Source organism: Achromobacter sp. HZ34 (assembly GCF_002209485.1).
Taxonomy (GTDB): domain Bacteria; phylum Pseudomonadota; class Gammaproteobacteria; order Burkholderiales; family Burkholderiaceae_B; genus Bordetella_C.
In genome coordinates, this window is sequence record NZ_NJIX01000004.1 from 680,859 (window position 1) to 696,783 (window position 15,925).

At 65.6% G+C, this 15,925-nt stretch carries 14 protein-coding genes, 1 tRNA gene and 1 pseudogene; 9 read left to right on the forward strand and 7 right to left on the reverse strand.

Annotated elements, in window-relative coordinates:
• Nucleotides 1-107: 107 nt before the first annotated feature.
• Nucleotides 108-896, forward strand: coding sequence for a phosphatase PAP2 family protein (locus CEY05_RS19555; protein WP_088597138.1), 789 nt, complete (start codon nt 108-110; stop codon nt 894-896).
• Here the strand turns inward: CEY05_RS19555 and CEY05_RS19560 are convergent.
• The 4 genes from CEY05_RS19560 to CEY05_RS19575 all read right to left on the reverse strand — a co-directional run bounded on the left by CEY05_RS19560 (nt 812) and on the right by CEY05_RS19575 (nt 4,758).
• A complete protein-coding gene (locus tag CEY05_RS19560; RefSeq protein ID WP_088597139.1) occupies nt 812-2,095 on the reverse strand; it encodes a TRAP transporter large permease in 1,284 nt (427 codons plus the stop codon). The genes CEY05_RS19555 and CEY05_RS19560 overlap by 85 nt on opposite strands.
• On the reverse strand, nt 2,086-2,643 hold the full coding sequence (locus CEY05_RS19565; RefSeq protein WP_233161603.1) for a TRAP transporter small permease: 558 nt from the start codon (nt 2,641-2,643) through the stop codon (nt 2,086-2,088). Before CEY05_RS19565 ends, CEY05_RS19560 begins: the two co-directional genes overlap by 10 nt.
• A gap of 84 nt (nt 2,644-2,727) precedes the next feature.
• Nucleotides 2,728-3,744 carry a TRAP transporter substrate-binding protein gene (locus CEY05_RS19570; protein ID WP_088597140.1) on the reverse strand — a complete coding sequence of 339 codons (1,017 nt, stop codon included), beginning with the start codon at nt 3,742-3,744 and terminating at the stop codon, nt 2,728-2,730.
• 168 nt (nt 3,745-3,912) lie between these two features.
• Entirely contained in the window at nt 3,913-4,758 is an 846-nt protein-coding gene (locus CEY05_RS19575) for an NAD(P)-dependent oxidoreductase (protein WP_233161604.1), read from the reverse strand.
• Nucleotides 4,759-4,924: 166 nt separating this feature from the next.
• Here CEY05_RS19575 and CEY05_RS19580 point away from each other — a divergent pair, with 166 nt between their 5' ends.
• Nucleotides 4,925-5,659, forward strand: coding sequence for a FadR/GntR family transcriptional regulator (locus CEY05_RS19580; protein ID WP_088607533.1), 735 nt, complete (start codon nt 4,925-4,927; stop codon nt 5,657-5,659).
• 116 nt (nt 5,660-5,775) lie between these two features.
• Here CEY05_RS19580 and fahA read toward each other — a convergent pair whose 3' ends face one another.
• From fahA to mutM, 3 genes are all read right to left on the reverse strand, one after another.
• Nucleotides 5,776-7,212, reverse strand: a complete 1,437-nt coding sequence (gene fahA, locus CEY05_RS19585; protein WP_233161605.1) for a fumarylacetoacetase — start codon at nt 7,210-7,212, stop codon at nt 5,776-5,778.
• Nucleotides 7,213-7,348: 136 nt separating this feature from the next.
• Nucleotides 7,349-8,647, reverse strand: a complete 1,299-nt coding sequence (gene hmgA, locus CEY05_RS19590) for a homogentisate 1,2-dioxygenase (RefSeq protein ID WP_088597142.1) — start codon at nt 8,645-8,647, stop codon at nt 7,349-7,351.
• 153 nt (nt 8,648-8,800) lie between these two features.
• Nucleotides 8,801-9,628: a bifunctional DNA-formamidopyrimidine glycosylase/DNA-(apurinic or apyrimidinic site) lyase gene (gene mutM / locus CEY05_RS19595; RefSeq protein WP_088597143.1), complete on the reverse strand. Its 828-nt coding sequence runs from the start codon at nt 9,626-9,628 to the stop codon at nt 8,801-8,803.
• 41 nt (nt 9,629-9,669) lie between these two features.
• On the opposite strand from mutM, the pseudogene CEY05_RS19600 reads away from it, so the two are divergent.
• The 7 genes and pseudogenes from CEY05_RS19600 (at nt 9,670) to pth (ending at nt 15,894) form a co-directional block, all read left to right on the forward strand.
• Nucleotides 9,670-11,539: pseudogene (locus CEY05_RS19600) on the forward strand (tetratricopeptide repeat protein).
• Nucleotides 11,536-12,123, forward strand: a complete 588-nt coding sequence (gene lolB, locus CEY05_RS19605) for a lipoprotein insertase outer membrane protein LolB (RefSeq protein WP_088597145.1) — start codon at nt 11,536-11,538, stop codon at nt 12,121-12,123. The pseudogene CEY05_RS19600 and the gene lolB overlap by 4 nt, the downstream one beginning before the upstream one ends.
• Nucleotides 12,124-12,181: 58 nt before the next feature.
• On the forward strand, nt 12,182-13,153 hold the full coding sequence (ispE, locus tag CEY05_RS19610) for a 4-(cytidine 5'-diphospho)-2-C-methyl-D-erythritol kinase (RefSeq protein ID WP_088597146.1): 972 nt from the start codon (nt 12,182-12,184) through the stop codon (nt 13,151-13,153).
• Nucleotides 13,154-13,227: transfer RNA gene (locus tag CEY05_RS19615), tRNA-Gln, on the forward strand.
• A 115-nt stretch (nt 13,228-13,342) separates the two neighbouring features.
• Complete coding sequence (locus CEY05_RS19620; protein ID WP_198952831.1) at nt 13,343-14,293, forward strand: ribose-phosphate pyrophosphokinase; 951 nt, start codon at nt 13,343-13,345, stop codon at nt 14,291-14,293.
• A 156-nt stretch (nt 14,294-14,449) separates the two neighbouring features.
• Entirely contained in the window at nt 14,450-15,076 is a 627-nt protein-coding gene (locus CEY05_RS19625; RefSeq protein WP_088597147.1) for a 50S ribosomal protein L25/general stress protein Ctc, read from the forward strand.
• 221 nt (nt 15,077-15,297) lie between these two features.
• Nucleotides 15,298-15,894 (forward strand): aminoacyl-tRNA hydrolase, encoded by a 597-nt coding sequence (gene pth / locus CEY05_RS19630; RefSeq protein ID WP_088597148.1) that lies wholly within the window; start codon nt 15,298-15,300, stop codon nt 15,892-15,894.
• The last annotated feature ends 31 nt before the right edge of the window (nt 15,895-15,925 follow it).

Sequence of the window (15,925 nt, forward strand, 5' to 3'; positions counted from 1 at the left end):
GAGCGGACGCTTCGGCCTGATCCCTTCCATGCCTCCGTCCGGGCGGATTTGACGAATATTCAACTAGTTACGGGTTAGCTTGCAATGTTATTTGCGCAGGTGAACCCATGGCTACTTCCGACCCCACCTACTGGTCGGCGGCTGAGCGCCGCGAGACCTATCTGATCGGCCAGGTGTTCTCCGTGACCCTGCTGCTGGTCTTCTGTGCGCAAGCGGTCAATCTGTGGGGCCTGGACCTGATCGTGGCGCGCTGGTTCTACGACGCCCAGGCGCACCAGTTTCCCTATCGCGCCTCGCGTGCCCTGGAGATACTCGGCCACCGGCTGGTGCTGGTGGTGCCCGTGGGCGTGGCGATGGTGGCGGCGGGCGCCGCCGTGGCCAGCCGCTGGCTGCCGGCACTGCGGCCGTGGCGGGGGATGCTGTGGGCCACGGCCCTGACCTGTGCGCTGGGGCAGGTGGTCATTTCGCATCTCAAGCATTACACCGCGCTGCCACGGCCCTACGACCTGAGCATGTTCGGCGGCTATGCGTCGTATCCCCAGCACTTCTGGGCTGCCAGCCGGCGCGAAGCCGGCGGCGCCTTGCCCAGTGGGCATGCGGGTGCGGGCTACGCCTTGCTGTCGCTGTACTTCGCCGGCTGGGCGGCGGGGCGCTCCTTGTGGCGTTGGGCCGGCCTGGCCATCGGCATCGTGGCGGGCGTCGGCTTTTCGCTGGTGCGTATCGCCCAGGGCGCCCACTTCCTCAGCCAGACCCTGTGGTCCGCCGCCATCATGTGGCTGCTGGCCAGCCTGTTGTTCTACCGGCTGCTGGTTCAGCCCAAGAGCAGGCCGGGCAGCCATAAAGAAAAAGCCGGCACGTATGTGACCAGGGCCAACGCCGCCAACAGCGCGCCGTAGAAAGGCCAGATCGTCCGCATCACCGTTCCCACGGACACCTGGCCGATGGCGCAGCCCACGAACTGGGTGGTGCCTACGGGCGGTGTGTTCAGGCCCAGGGCGCAGTTCAGCAGCATGACCATGCCGAACTGCACCGGCCCCATGCCGTACTGCATGCAGATGGGCAGGAAGATGGGCGTGCAGATGAGGATGGTCGCCGCCATGTCCAGGAAAGTGCCCAGCAGGAACAGCACGATATTGACCATCAAAAAGATGGCCCACGGACTGGTGGAGATGGACGCCAGCAGGACGCCGGTCTTTTCGGCCACGCCATAGAAGCTGATCAGATAGCCGAACGTGGCCGAGATGCCGATCAGCAGCAACACCACGCCCGTCGTCTTGACCGCCTTGGCGGCGGCCCGCACGAACTGGTCGAAGCTCAGCGAGCGATAGACGAACAGGGTCAGGGCCAGGGCATAGAGCACCGCCACCGCCGCCGATTCCGTGGCGGTGAATACGCCGCTGAGGATGCCGGCGATGATCAGCACCACCACGAACAGGCCCGGCAGGGCGGCGACCAGCGAACGCAGCACCATGTGCCAGCCGGGAAAGGTGCCGGCGGGATAGCCGCGCTTGCGTGCCACGAAATAGGCGGCGGCCAGATTGCACAGCGTCAGGATCACGGCGGGCACCACGCCCGCGGCGATCAACGCGGCGATGGAAACCTTGCCGCCCGCGGCCAGCGTGTAGATGATGATGTTGTGGCTGGTCGGCATCAGCGCGCCGACCAAGGCCGCATGGGTGGTGACGTTGACGGCGTAATCGGCGTGATAGCCCTCGCGTTTCATCATCGGGATCATCACCGATCCCATCGCCGACACGTCGGCCACGGGCGAACCGGAGACGCCGCCGAACAGCGTGCAGGCCACCACATTGGACATGCCCAGGCCGCCGCGTACGTGGCCCACCAGCGACTTGGCGAACGCCACGATGCGGTCGGCGATGCCGCCGTACAGCATCAGCTCGCCGGTGAAGATGAAAAAGGGAATGGCCAGGAAGGAAAAGGCGTTCATGCCCGAGGTCATCTGCTGGAAGGCCACCGCGATGGGCAGGTCTTCGTACATGATGGCCGAGATGGACGCCAGGCCGATGGCGAAGGCCACCGGCACGCCGATGACCAGGAAGCCCATGAAGGCGACGGAAAGCAGAGTCAGTGCCATGCGGGGACCACCTTTTGATGCCGCAGCAGCGCCACGATGTGTTCAAGGGAGAAGATGGCGATCAGTCCGCCCGACAGCATGGACGGCACGTATTTCCAGCCTTCCGAGATGCCCAGGTTGGGCATCGTGTAGTCGAGCACGGCGTCGGCGAGGACGCCGCAATACCAGGCCATGAGCAGGCCGAACAGCAGCACCAGCAGGTGGATGAGGATCTGCAGGCGGCGTTTGTTGGCCGGTGACAGGGCTTCGATCAACGATTCGAAGCCGATGTGGCCGGCGTCGCGCACACCGACGGCCGCGCCCAGCATGGTGACGTAGAGCACCAGCAGCATGGCGATGCTTTCCGCCCAGGTGGGCGTGCTGTTAAGGACGTGACGGCCGAAGATTTGCAGCGCGACGGCGGCGATCAGGCACACCAGCCCGGCGACGCTTACCCACATGCAGATGCGCGCCAGCAGGGCGCAAGCACGGGAGAACACGTCGAGCGGGCCGGCCGCGGCCGGGGCGCCCACGGGGGGCGCGGCGCTTTCCTGGAAACTGGCAGGCATGATGGGACGCCTCTGGCTAGGTTGGGCGAGGGTCGTGGCGCGGCCCGGGAGCGGCGCCACGGGAAGGCAGGCAGGGCAGGGCTGCTACTGCGTGTCCTGGATACGCTTGACCAGGTCCTTCATCTCGGGCGTGGTGACGAAGCGGTCATAGACCGGTTTCATCGCGGCCTGGAAGGAAGCCTTGTCCACCTCCACGATCTGCGCACCGCCCTTGACCACGATGTCGCGCGACTTCGCTTCACGCTCGTCCCACAGCTTGCGCATATAGGGCACCGAATCGCGCGCGGCCTCGCGCACGATCTTCTGCTCGTCGGGCGACAGCTTGTCCCACTGGCGCTTGGAGAACAGCAGGATCTCCGGCGTCATGCTGTGCTCGTCCTGCGAATAGAACTTGGCCACCTCGAAGTGATGGGCGCTTTCGTAGCTGGGGATGTTGTTCTCGGCCGCGTCCACCAGGCCGGTCTTCAGCGAGGTGTAGACCTCTCCCATCGACATGGGAGTGGCATTGGCGCCCATGGCTTCGACCATGGCCACCGACAGGTCGGATTGCTGTACGCGTATCTTCAGGCCCTTGGCGTCGGCCAGCGTGCGCACGGGCTTGTTGCGGGTATACATGGAGCGCGAGCCGCTGTCGTACCAGGCCAGGCCGACGAAGCCGGCTTTCTCGCAGGACGTCAGCAGTTGCTCGCCGATGGGGCCGTCGAGGACGGCATGCAGATGTTCCTTGGAACGGAAGAGAAACGGCAGGGCCGGCACGCGCGTGTTCGCACAAATGTTGTGCATGGCGGCGCTGCTGACGCGCGCCATGGTCAGCGCGCCCAGCTTGACCTGTTCGATGGTGTCGTTTTCCGAGCCCAAGGCACCGCCGGAGAAGATGCGGATGGTCAGCTTGCCGTTGGACCGTTCCTTGATCTGGTCGGCCATATGCTTGACCGCCATCACGGTCGGGTAGTCGTCGGTGAAGATGTCAGCGGTGCGGAATTCCGCCGCGTTCGCGCTGCCGGGGATGACGGCGGCGGCGAGGGCGGCGGCACTGGCGGTGGCCAGGACAGCGGACAGGAACAGGCGGGCGCGGGAGCGCCGGGGAGCGATGTGCAACATGTCTACCTCCAGTCTGGCCCGCACTGGCGGCGGGCTCGTATTCATCCGCGACCGGGCTGGACGCCCGTTGCGGATGTCTTCTCTGCAAGGTTGCCCCCTGTCGTCCCGGATGGGTACGCAGACCGCGTTGCCGCGCGGCATGGAGCTGTTGTTGTGTTGCGTGTGAAACTATTTCTTGCGGTCGCTGTCTTCGAACGGGCCCGCCTTGACGAAAGCGCCTCCCTGGTACCGTGCCGCCGGATCATCGGCCGCCAGCGGGGCTTGCGCTTCCGCCTTGGCGCGGAAAGGTTCGGAATTGTCCTTGGGCGCGAAACCCAGATGGGCGGCGCGCGAGTTGTCCCACCAGCTTTCCTTGTTGGCGGACGCACCATAGACGATGGTGTGGCCGACGTGCGGCGTGAACAACGCCTGCGCGATCAGCTGGGTAAGGTCGTCATAGCTGAGCCAGGTGATCAGCATGCGCCGGTCTTTCGCTTCCGGAAAGGACGAGCCGATGCGCAGGCACACGGTCTCGATGCCGTAACGGTCGTAGTAGAAGCGGGACAGGTTTTCGCCGAAGGCCTTGCTGATGCCGTAATAGCCGTCGGGCCGCACCGGCACGTCGGCGTCGATGACCTGGCCCTGGCGGTAGAAACCGATCACATGATTCGAGCTGGCGAAGACGATGCGCTTGACGCCATGGCGGCGCGCGGCCTCGTAGACGTTGTAGACCCCCTGGATGTTGGCCGGCAGGATTTCCTCGAACGGCCGCTCCACGGAAACGCCGCCCATGTGCACGATGGCGTCGACGCCTTGGACCAGGGCGTCCACCGCCTGCGGGTCCGCCAGGTCACAGGTGATGATCTCTTCACCGGGCCCAGCGGCTTCCAGTTGGCTGATGTCCGACAGCCTGAGGGTGTCCGTATAGGGTTTGAGGCGGGTTCGCAGGACTTTGCCCAGGTTGCCGCCCGCACCGGTCAGCAACAGGCGCGCGCAGTGCTGCGCGGGGGAGGAAGCTACAGCCGTAGGAGTCACGGGTTCTGTCTCGGTAGCGTTGGCCGCGGCGATGTGGGTTTACACCGTGCGCGTGGGGGTGTGCAATGTGGGCAGTGCAGTTCTTATATGTCATCGTACAACGCCAGCCCAGTATAATTAGCGCTTCAAAAAGCCGTCAAGCGCACCGCGACCGGGAAAATCCCTGATGACCAATAATATAGAAGCCGCCGTGCCCGCGCGTCGCCGACCTCGTAGCCTTGCGCAGGAACTGGTGGACAGCTTGTCCGCCCAGATCCACAGCGGCGAGATCGTGCCGGGGGCGAAACTGCCTACCGAGTCCGAGATCATGCGCGCCTTCGGTGTCAGCCGCACGGTGGTGCGCGAAGCCCTGTCGCGCCTGCAGGCGTCGGGCATGGTCGAAACCCACCATGGGGTGGGGACGTACGCCTTGAAGCCCAACAGCATGGCGGACTTCCGCGTGGATCCGGCGGATATCGCCACGGTGCGCGACATCGTCGTCATCCTGGAATTGCGCATCTGCCTGGAAAGCGAAGCCGCCGGCCTGGCCGCGGCGCGCCGCACGGATGAACAGCTGGCGCATATGCGCGAGGCGCTGGACCAGTTCCGCGCCGCGCTGGTGCCGGGGGGCGATACCGTCACGCCCGACTTCCGCTTTCACCTGCTGGTGGCCGAAGCCACCCAGAACAAGTATTTCGCCGACCTCATGTCGCATCTGGGCGCGGCCATCATTCCGCGCACCCGTATCAATTCCGCCAAGCTGGCGGATGAGGACCGCATGGTCTACCTGGCGCGGGTGAACCTGGAACACGAGGATATCTATGAGGCGATCCGCCGCCAGGATGCCGAATCGGCCCGTGCCGCCATGCGCACTCACCTGAGCAACAGCCGCGAACGCCTGCGCCGCGCGCAGGAACGTTGAAAGGTACGGAGAACGCGCGTGTCGTGCGCCGTTACTCGGCGGCACTACTGGCGAAGCCCGAGGCAGACCTTGCCCGCAATCATCGATGGCGACCGATACCGGTCGCCATTGCGCTTTTATTGCCAGTCCGCCGGTAACACGCGGCCGCGGGCGCTGCCGAAGCCGATGCGGCGGCGGCCGGCCGCGGTGCAGAAGGCCGATAGGCGGATCTCATCGCCATCCTGCAGGAAGGTGCGCGTTTCGCCCCAGGGCAGCGTCAGCGGCGCCTTGCCGCCCGCGGCCAGCTCAAGCAGGGATCCCGCCTCTTCCGGACGCGGACCGGACAAGGTGCCGGTGCCCATCAGGTCGCCCGCCTGCAGGTTGCAGCCGTTGACCGTGTGGTGCGTCACCAACTGCGCCACCGTCCAATAGGCATCGCGGAAATTGCTGCGTGACAGCGTCGCGGCCGGATGGCCGGCCTGGCGCGATCGTTCCGTGCTGATGTCCACCTGCAACTGTACGTCGAAGGCGCCGGCCGCGGCGTTGGCGTCCGAGGCCAGGTAAGGCAGCGGCGCCGGATCGCCCGCCGGGCGGCGCAGCGGCGCGCGAAAGGGCGCCAGCGCTTCCAGGGTGACGATCCACGGCGACAGGGTGCTGGCGAAGCTCTTGCCCAGGAAGGGTCCAAGGGGCTGGTATTCCCAGGCCTGGATGTCGCGCGCCGACCAATCGTTTAGCAGGCCCAGGCCGAACACGTGGCCTTCGGCATTCGCCAGGGCGATGCGCTGGCCCTGGGCATTGCCCTGGCCGATGTAGATCGCCATTTCCAGTTCGTAGTCCAGGCGCTGGCTGGGGCCGAAGGCGGGCGGCGCGCCCTCCCGCGGCGGCCGGGTCTGGCCGACCGGCCGGCGGAAAGCGGGCTCCACGCCCAGGCTGGACGCGCGTCCGTGGTAGCCAATGGGTACCCATTTGTAGTTGGGCAGCAGGGGCTGGTCGGGGCGGAACTGCAGGCCTACCGCCGTCGCGTGATGCAGGGAAATATAGAAGTCGGTGTAGTCGCCGATGTGCGCAGGCGGCGCATGCTGCGCGCCTGCCATCGGGCGCAAGGCGGCTTCCAATGCCCTGCGGATCGCTTGCCTGGCGGGCGGCGTCGCGCCCGATGGAGAGCCGCCTGGCCGGCCACCTGCCTGCGCGTCACCTGCCTGCGCGGCGCGCGGCTGCGTTGCATCCGCCTGGCTCTCTCCATCCTGTTCCCGCAGGCCGCGGGACAGCGCCAGGCGCAGCGCGTGCCAGTGCTCCGCGCCCAAGGCCATCAGGCCATTGAGCCGGCCCGCGTGCGCGGGCGCCGCGCAGGCGGCCAGCGCTTGCGCGGCCAGGCCGTCGAAAGGCGCCGCCGCCGCCAATGCGCCCAAGTCCAGGATGCGATCGCCGATCGCGACGCCGGCCCGCCACGGTTCGGCGTCGTCATGGCGGAACGTGCCATAAGGCAGGTTCTGCAGCGGGAAGTCGCAGTCGGCGTCGTTGGCGCTGGCGATCCAGCTACGAAGATTCGGGTCGTGGGTTTCGTTCAGCTGCATGGCAATCGTGGTGGCGGTGGATGGCGTGTTCTGATGGAAGCGGGGCGGGCGACGCCTGCATGGCGTCAACCTGCGCCGAAAAGCATTGGGGCAGTGGGACGGGGCCCTGTTGCTGTCGGGCCGCGGCTGATTTTCTTTACACCTTGTCCGGCGTGAAGTGCTTCTTCAGCCCTTGCCAGCACGTGTAGTAATCACCTTGGCGCTGCGGCGACGCCAGCGCCTGCGCCGTGGGGCGAATCACGCGCCGGGTTTCGAACATGAAGGCCATGGTGTCGCGGATGTAGTGCGCTTGCGAAGTGTCGGCCTGCGAGGCCTTTTCGAAAGTGCCGGCATCCGGGCCATGGCCGCTCATGCAGTTGTGCAGGCTGGCGCCTCCAGGCAGGAAGCCATCCGCCTTGGCATCGTAGACGCCGTGGATCAGGCCCATGAACTCGCTGGCGACATTGCGGTGGAACCAGGGCGGCCGGAAGGTGTTCTCCATGGCCAGCACCCGCGGCGGAAAGATGGCGAAGTCCACATTGGCCGTGCCCGGCGTGTCCGAAGGCGAGGTCAGCACCGTGAAGATGGAAGGGTCCGGATGATCGAAGCTGATCGAGCCGATCACATTGAAGCGGCGCAGATCGTATTTGTACGGCGCATGCGTGCCGTGCCAGGCGACCACGTCCAGCGGCGAGTGGTCGATGCGGGCTTGCCAGAAGGCGCCGGCGAACTTGCCGACCAGCAGGAAATCGCCCGCGCGGTCTTCGTACCACGCCACCGGCGTCTCGAAATCGCGCGCATTGGCCAGGCAATTCGACCCGATGGGTCCCAGCTCCGGCAAGCGCAGGGGAGCGCCGAAATTCTCCAGCAGATAGCCGCGCGCCTGGCCGTCGGGCAGGTCCACCCGGAAACGTATGCCGCGCGGGATGACGGCGATTTCCTGCGGTGCGACCAGCAGCCGGCCCAGTTCGGTCGACAGCAGCAGCCGGCCTTCCTGCGGCACCAGCAGCAATTCGCCGTCCGCATCATAGAAGTAGCGGCCCGCCATCGACTGGTTGGCGGCGTACAGGTGGATGCCGACGCCGCTCTGCTCGTCGGGTCCACCATTGCCGCCCACGGTGACGATGCCGTCGATGAAGTCGGTGGGCGCCGCCGGCATGGGCAGCGGGCTCCAGCGCAATTGATTGGGCGTGGCTGGATAGGTGGCGGCGTCGCTGGTCCACTGCGGCGGCCGCGCCAGCGCTTCGAACGGTTCGTGGCGCGCGGCCGGCTGGATGCGGTAGAGCCAGCTGCGCCGGTTCTCCGCCCGTGGCGCGGTGAACGCCGTGCCGGAAATCTGCTCGGCATAAAGGCCGTAGGGACAGCGCGTCGGCGAGTTGCGGCCTTGCGGCAGGGCGCCGGGCAGGGCCTCGGTGGCGAAGCTGCTGCCGAAGCCGGTCTGATAGTGCAGGTCCATGATCAGTCTCGCGTGGGGTTGCTGGGGGCCGGCGCCTACCTGGCGCAGCGCCGGGCCGGACTTTGGACATCCGTTGTGCATGCTTTGCGCAGGCCTTCCCTCGCGGCTGATTGTGCTTGAGCTCACCGGCCGGCGCCAGAGGGCAGTGCTGTTTCAGGCACGCTGGCAGCGCACGCAGTAATAGGTGGCGCGCTGACCCTGCACGATGCGGCGGATGGGCGTGCCGCAGACTCGGCAAGGCTGGCCTTCGCGGTCGTAGACGGCGGCGTGGATGGCGAAGTAGCTGCCCGGCTCCCCGCCCGCGCCGACATAGTCGCGCAAGGTGCTGCCGCCGGACGCCAGGGCATCGCCCAGGGTGGCCTGAACGGCGGTTGCCAGCTTTTCGCAGCGCGCCAGCGATAGCCGGCCCGCCGGGGTGCGGGGATGGATGCGGGCGCGGAACAGGCTTTCCGATGCGTAGATATTGCCCACCCCGACCACCGCCTCGCCCGCCAGCAGAACCTGCTTGATGGGCGCCGAACGGCCGCGGAACTGGTCGCGCAACCAGGCGCCGTTGAAGCGGGGGTCGAAGGGCTCGATGCCCAGCTTGGCCAGCAGAGGGTGGAAATCGATGGGCCCGTCTTCCTGGGGATGCCACAGCACTGCCCCGAAGCGGCGCGGATCGTGCAGGCGCAATACGGCGTGGTCGAACACCCATTCGACGTGGTCGTGGCGACGCGGAGCTTCGTCTTCCGGCACGCGGCGCAGGGAACCGGACATGCCCAGATGCACGATCTGGGTACCATGTTCGAAGCGCAGTAATAGATATTTACCTCGGCGTCCGCATTCGAGCACGGTGCGGCCGGACAATTCGGCGGGAAGGTCGGCGGGGATGGGCCAGCGCAGGCGCGGCTCGCGGACGACCAGGCGTACCAGCGGCCGGCCGGTCATGACCGTGTCGATACCCCGTCGGGTGGTCTCGACTTCAGGCAGTTCGGGCATAGGGATTATCACACTGGAGGATGGCGGGCCTTTCGCTGTGAATGGTCCCCACCCAGTGTAAGATCAACAGTTGCGTGTAGAGATTGTGCCATCAACCGGACGGGACGCGTGAAGTCGTCGCTTATGCATATGAAATTCGGGTTAGCCGCGCTGACGTTGGCGTTGGCGGGATTGCAGGCCGTGCCTGCCCAGGCCGCTGATCGGCCTAAAGCGCCGCCGCGTGTGTCCCAGCCGGAGACCGATGTCATCCGTTTGCGTGAAGGCCAGCTGCCTTACGTCAAACTGACCTCGGACATCTTCTATCGAGTGGTGGCCGCGGAAATCGCGGCGCAGCGCGGCATGTACGGTACTGCCGCGTCGACCATGCTGGGTCTGGCGCGCGATACCAGTGACCCGCGCGTGGCGCGCCGTGCGCTGGAGTTCTATCTGGCTGGCGGCAACCTGAAGGGTGCGCTGGACGCCGCGCGCGTCTGGGCCCGGCTGGCGCCGTCCGATGCCGAAGCTAACTCGACCGAGCTGGCGCTGGCCGCGGCCAATGGCCAGACCAAGGGCCTGGGACCGGCCCTGCGCGTGCGCATCGACGAAGCCAAGGACAAGCAGGCCGCCATTGCGCAGACCATGGCGGTGCTGGGCCGGGTGAGCGACCGCAAGCTGGCCTTGCAGATCCTCGATGAAGCCCTGAGCCCGAACACCCGCAAGCTGCCCATCGCGCATCTGGCCTTGGCCGATGTGGCGCAGGCGGCGGGCGACAACGCTCGCGCGCTGGAAGAAGCCCGTGCCGCGCAGGCCCTCGATCCCAAGTCCGAAGCCGCCGCGCAACGCGTGATGGAGTACGGCATGAAGGTCGATCCGCAGCGCGCCGCGGCCGATGCACGTGCCTTCCTGTCGCGCCATCCCGACGCGCGCAAGCTGCAGCTGATGCTGGCCGCGCAACTGGCCGAGCACAACGACTACGACGGCGCGCTCAACGAGCTGAAGTCCATGTCGCGGCGCTCGCCCGAGGATTTCGACCTGCTGTTCATGCAGGGCCAACTGTCCTACAAGGCGGGCCGCCTGGATCAGGCGCGCGGGTACCTGCGCCAGTATCTGGACGTGCAGAGCCAGCGCCAGCGCGCCATCGTGCCGGGCGCCACCGATGCCACCGCGGCAGCGGCCGATGCCCGCGTGCTGCTGGCGCGCATCGACGAAGACCAGGGCCGTTACGACGAAGCGATTGCCGAGCTGGGCCGCATCGACGATCCCACCATGCGCTTCCAGTCGCGCATGCGCCAGGCGACCTTGCGCGCCAAGCAGGGCAAGATCGACGACGCCGTGGCCATGGTCGACCGCGCGCAGCCGCAGGATGAAGAGGAACGGGTGCTGGGCGTGTTGACCAAGGCGCAGATCCTGCGCGACGCCAACCGCACCGACGAGGCCATTGCCCTGCTGTCCGGCGCCGACAAGGCCATGCCGGATACGGTGGAAATCAAGTACGAGCTGGCCATGCTGTACGAGCGCAAGGACCGCATCGCGGATCTGGAGCGCCTGTTGCGCCAGGTGATCGCGCTCGATCCGGACCACGCGCATGCCTATAACGCCTTGGGCTACACCCTGGCCGACCGCAATGTACGCCTGCCCGAAGCGCTGGACCTGATCACCCAGGCGCTGGACCTGTCGCCGGACGATCCCTACATCATGGACAGCATGGGTTGGGTCAAGTACCGCATGGGCGACAACGCCGCCGCGCTGACCTACCTGCAGCGCGCGTATGCGCAGCGGCCGGAAGCGGAAATCGCCACCCACCTGGGTGAAGTGCTGTGGGCCAGCGGCCGGCGTGACGAGGCCACGGCCATGTTCCGCAATGCCACCAGCAAGGAACCCAACAACAAGGTCCTGCGCGAGGCCATCACGCGCCTTGGGGTCAAGCTGTGATCGCTGCGGTCTGGTCGCGTTGGCGTATCGCTGCCGTGGCGCTGCTGTGCGGTGCGCTGGCGGGCTGTGTGACGCCCGATCGCATCGCCGGCACCGGCGCGCAGAACGAGTTTTCGCGGGTGGGCCGTTTCGCGCTTACCGTCAACCAGGATGACGGCCGCCAGAATGCGGTGCAGGGCGGTTTTTCCTGGCTGGATGACGGCCGCCGCTATGTGTTGGACCTGACCACGCCCCTGGGCTCGACCCAGGCGCGCGTCGAGGGCCGGCCGGGCCAGGCCACGCTGGACAAGGCGGACGGCACCCATTTGCAGGCCAGTGATCCCGATGCCCTGGCGCAGGACGCGCTGGGTAGCCGCGTGCCGGTGTCCGGCCTGCGCGACTGGCTGCGCGGGCGCCTGGCGCCGCAACCGGCGGCGCAGGATGTACAGCGCGACGAGCAGCAGCGGATCGCGGCGTTCACCCAAGGCGGTTGGCAGGCACGACTGTCGCGCTATGACGAGCTGGGCCCGCAATTGCTGGTCTTGCAGCGGCGCGAGGCGGATCGCGACATCGTGCTGCGCCTGGTCGTCACGCCGGACTCCTGATGCACCTCGGCGCCGTTGCCATCACCGCAGTCGCGATCACTTTTTGCCGGGGGCGTCCTTGAATCTGTATGACGTTCCCGCGCCCGCCAAGCTCAATCTCTTCCTGCATGTGGTGGGCCGTCGCGCTGACGGCTATCACCTGCTGCAGACGGTGTTCCGCTTCATCGATCTGGCCGACACCTTGCATTTTTCCGCGCGTGCCGACGGCCGCATCGAACGAGACCAGCCGCTGGCCGGCGTCGATCCCGAGCAGGATCTGACCGTGCGGGCCGCGCGTGCCTTGCAGGCGGCGACCGGCACTCGCCTGGGCGCCACCATCGCGCTGGAGAAACGCATACCCATGGGCGGCGGCCTGGGTGGTGGATCGAGCGATGCGGCGTCCACCCTGATTGCCTTGAATCGCCTGTGGGACACCGGCCTGACGCGTGCGCAGTTGATGCACCTGGCCTTGCCACTGGGCGCGGATGTGCCGGTTTTCGTCTTTGGCCAGTCGGCATTCGCCGAGGGCGTGGGCGAAGACCTGGCGGCGCTTATGCTGCCCACCCGCGCGTACCTGATCGCGCAACCGGACGCCAGCGTACCCACACCTGTTGTTTTTTCCGATCCGGATTTGACACGGGACACAAATCTGGTCACAATAGCGGACTTTCTTGCTTCGCCTTATTTTCAACGGGGGCAACCCTCCCGAGGATACTTCGGCCGCAATGATCTGGAACCGGTGGTCTACCGGCGCTTTCCTGAAGTTTCAAGGGCTGCGCAGTGGTTGTCGGGAACATTTCATGCGACGAATGCCCAGGAAATGAATCGTGGTTTAGATGTGCGTATGTCCGGATCCGGTGCATGTTTATTTGCCGAATTCGACACCATCGAAACAGCGGTTTTGGCGCAGCGCGAAATTGCCGCTACAATGCGCGTCGCTGGTTCAACCAGTACGTCGCAAGCGACGCAAGAATCGCCTCCGCGGTTCCGGTTATTGCAGGCTTGTCCTGGTTTGGCCGAACATCCGCTCAGGCACTGGATTGCTAGCTAGTGGGGAGTCGCCAAGTTGGTTAAGGCACCGGATTTTGATTCCGGCATGCGAAGGTTCGAATCCTTCCTCCCCAGCCCTAACGAATATATATAAAAAAGCTGTTGAACTCGCCCGTATAGCCAGAGGCCAAGGTTCAACAGCTTTTTTGTTTTGCGACCAAACGATCTTCACGATCCTTGCACTAGCATCATGTCAAAAGACAGCTTCATGATTTTTACGGGGACGGCTAACACCCGTCTCGCCGTCGACGTAGCCAACCACCTGGACATGTCGCTGGGCAAAATGACTGTCGGGCGTTTCTCCGACGGTGAAGTCATGGTCGAAATCAACGAGAACGTGCGCGGTAAAGACGTTTTCGTGTTGCAGCCCACCTGTGCGCCGACCAACGACAACCTGATGGAAATCATGGTGATGGTCGATGCCCTGCGCCGCGCGTCGGCCGGCCGCATCACCGCCGCCATTCCGTATTTCGGTTATGCCCGCCAGGATCGCCGTTCGCGTTCGGCGCGGGTGGCCATCTCGGCCAAGGTCGTCGCCAATATGCTGCAGGTCGCCGGTGTCGACCGTGTGATGACGATGGACCTGCATGCGGACCAGATCCAGGGTTTCTTCGACATCCCGGTGGACAACATCTACGCCGGTCCGATCCTGCTGGGCGATCTGTGGCGCCGTAACTTCTCCAACCTGGTCGTGGTTTCGCCCGACATCGGTGGCGTGGTGCGGGCCCGTGCGCTGGCCAAGCAGCTGGAAGCCGATCTGGCCATCATCGACAAACGGCGTCCGCGCGCCAATGTGTCGGAAGTCATGAACATCATTGGCGAAGTCGACGGCCGTACCTGCATCATCATGGATGACATGGTCGATACCGCCGGCACGCTGTGCAAGGCCGCGCAGGCGCTGAAAGAGCGCGGCGCCGGTGCCGTGTATGCGTATTGCACGCACGCGGTGCTGTCGGGTGGCGCGGTCGAGCGCATCGAAGCATCGGAACTGGACGAGCTGGTCGTCACCGACACCATCCCGCTGTCGGAAACGGCACGCGCAGGCAAGAAGATTCGCCAGCTGTCGTGCGCCGGCCTGCTGGGCGAAACCATCCTGCGTATTTCCAACGCGGAATCGGTCAGCTCGCTGTTCGCGGACTGATCCGATATTCCTGCCACGGGCCGCGGCCCGGGCAGCACGTTTTTGCCACCTCGCGCTGGTCGCGGCACGGGGTGACTCACACGGACCGTCGTATACGGTCCGTGTTCACAACCGGACGTTTCGACGTCCATTTACTTAGACAGTCTGGAGTTTTCCATGAAATTCACTGCAACCACGCGTAGCGTCCAGGGATCGAGTGCGAGCCGCCGCCTGCGCCGCGCGGGCCGCGTTCCCGCCATCGTTTACGGCGTCGGCACCCAGCCCCTGAACATCGAAGTCGACCACAACGACATTTACCACGCCCTGCGCAAGGAAGAGTTCCACTCCTCCATCCTGGACATGGAAATCGAAGGCGGCAAGGGTGAGCAGGTTCTGCTGCGCGCCGTGCAATGGCACGCGTACAAGCAACAAGTGCTGCACATCGACTTCCAACGCGTCGATGCCAGCAAGGCGCTGCACACCAAGGTGCCGCTGCACTTCATCAACGCTGAAGTGTCGCCCGCCGTCAAGCTGAGCGCCGCCATCATCACCCACGTGCTGACCGAAATCGAAGTCAGCTGCCTGCCGGCCGACCTGCCGAAGTTCATCGAAGCCGACCTGAGCAAGCTGGAAGCCGGCGCTTCGCTGCACCTGGCCGACGTCACCCTGCCCAAGGGCGTGACCTACGTGACGCACGGCGGCGATGCCAACCCGGTGCTGGCCTCGGCCCTGACCAAGGGTGGCCCGGCTGATGACGCCGACGCCGGCGAAGAAGCTGGTGACGCTGCCGCCCCCGCTGCCTGAGTTCAGTCGGCTAGCGGCGTGGCCTGATATGGCCGCGCTGCGACGCCGATGGCAAGGTAGCGCTGCAAGGCGCAACGCAAGGCGCACCGCAAGGTGCAGTAAAAGCAGTACGCAATACCCGACCCCGCGCGTGGATTTCCACCGCGGGGTTTTTCATGTTCTGATAACGGCCAACCAATGCCGTTGCGACGACTCCGCGCGCGACGTCAAGACCGCTACCTATGTCTACACCCATACGTTTGATCGTCGGCCTGGGCAATCCCGGACCGGAATACGAAACCACCCGCCATAACGCCGGATTCTGGCTGGCCGACCACGTCGCCGACGACTTGCGCGCCAGTTTCACGATGGAGAAGGGCTTCTCCGGTTTCGTCGCCAAGGGGCGTCACGGCGGCGAGAACGTCGTGCTGCTCAAGCCCATGACTTATATGAACAAGTCCGGGCAGTCCGTCGGCGCGGTGGCGCGTTTCTTCAAGTTCACGCCGGAGCAGGTGCTGGTGCTGCACGATGAGCTGGACCTGATGCCGGGTGAGGTCAAGCTCAAGCAGGGGGGCGGGCATGCTGGCCATAACGGCTTGCGCGATATCCAGTCGGCACTGGGCAGCCCGGCTTTCTGGCGCTTGCGCCTGGGTATCGGGCATCCGCGCACCCTCGGCCTGGCCCAACAGGTGGCGGATTTCGTGCTGCATACACCGCGCCGCGAGGAAATGACCGGTATCGAAACCGTCATCGACCGCTGCCGCGCGGTCATGCCTTTGTTGCTGGACGGTGAATTCACCAAGGCCACCCAGCAGCTGCACCGGGAGAACAAGGCTTGAGCGCCAAACGGCCGCCCCTCATTCAATTCAC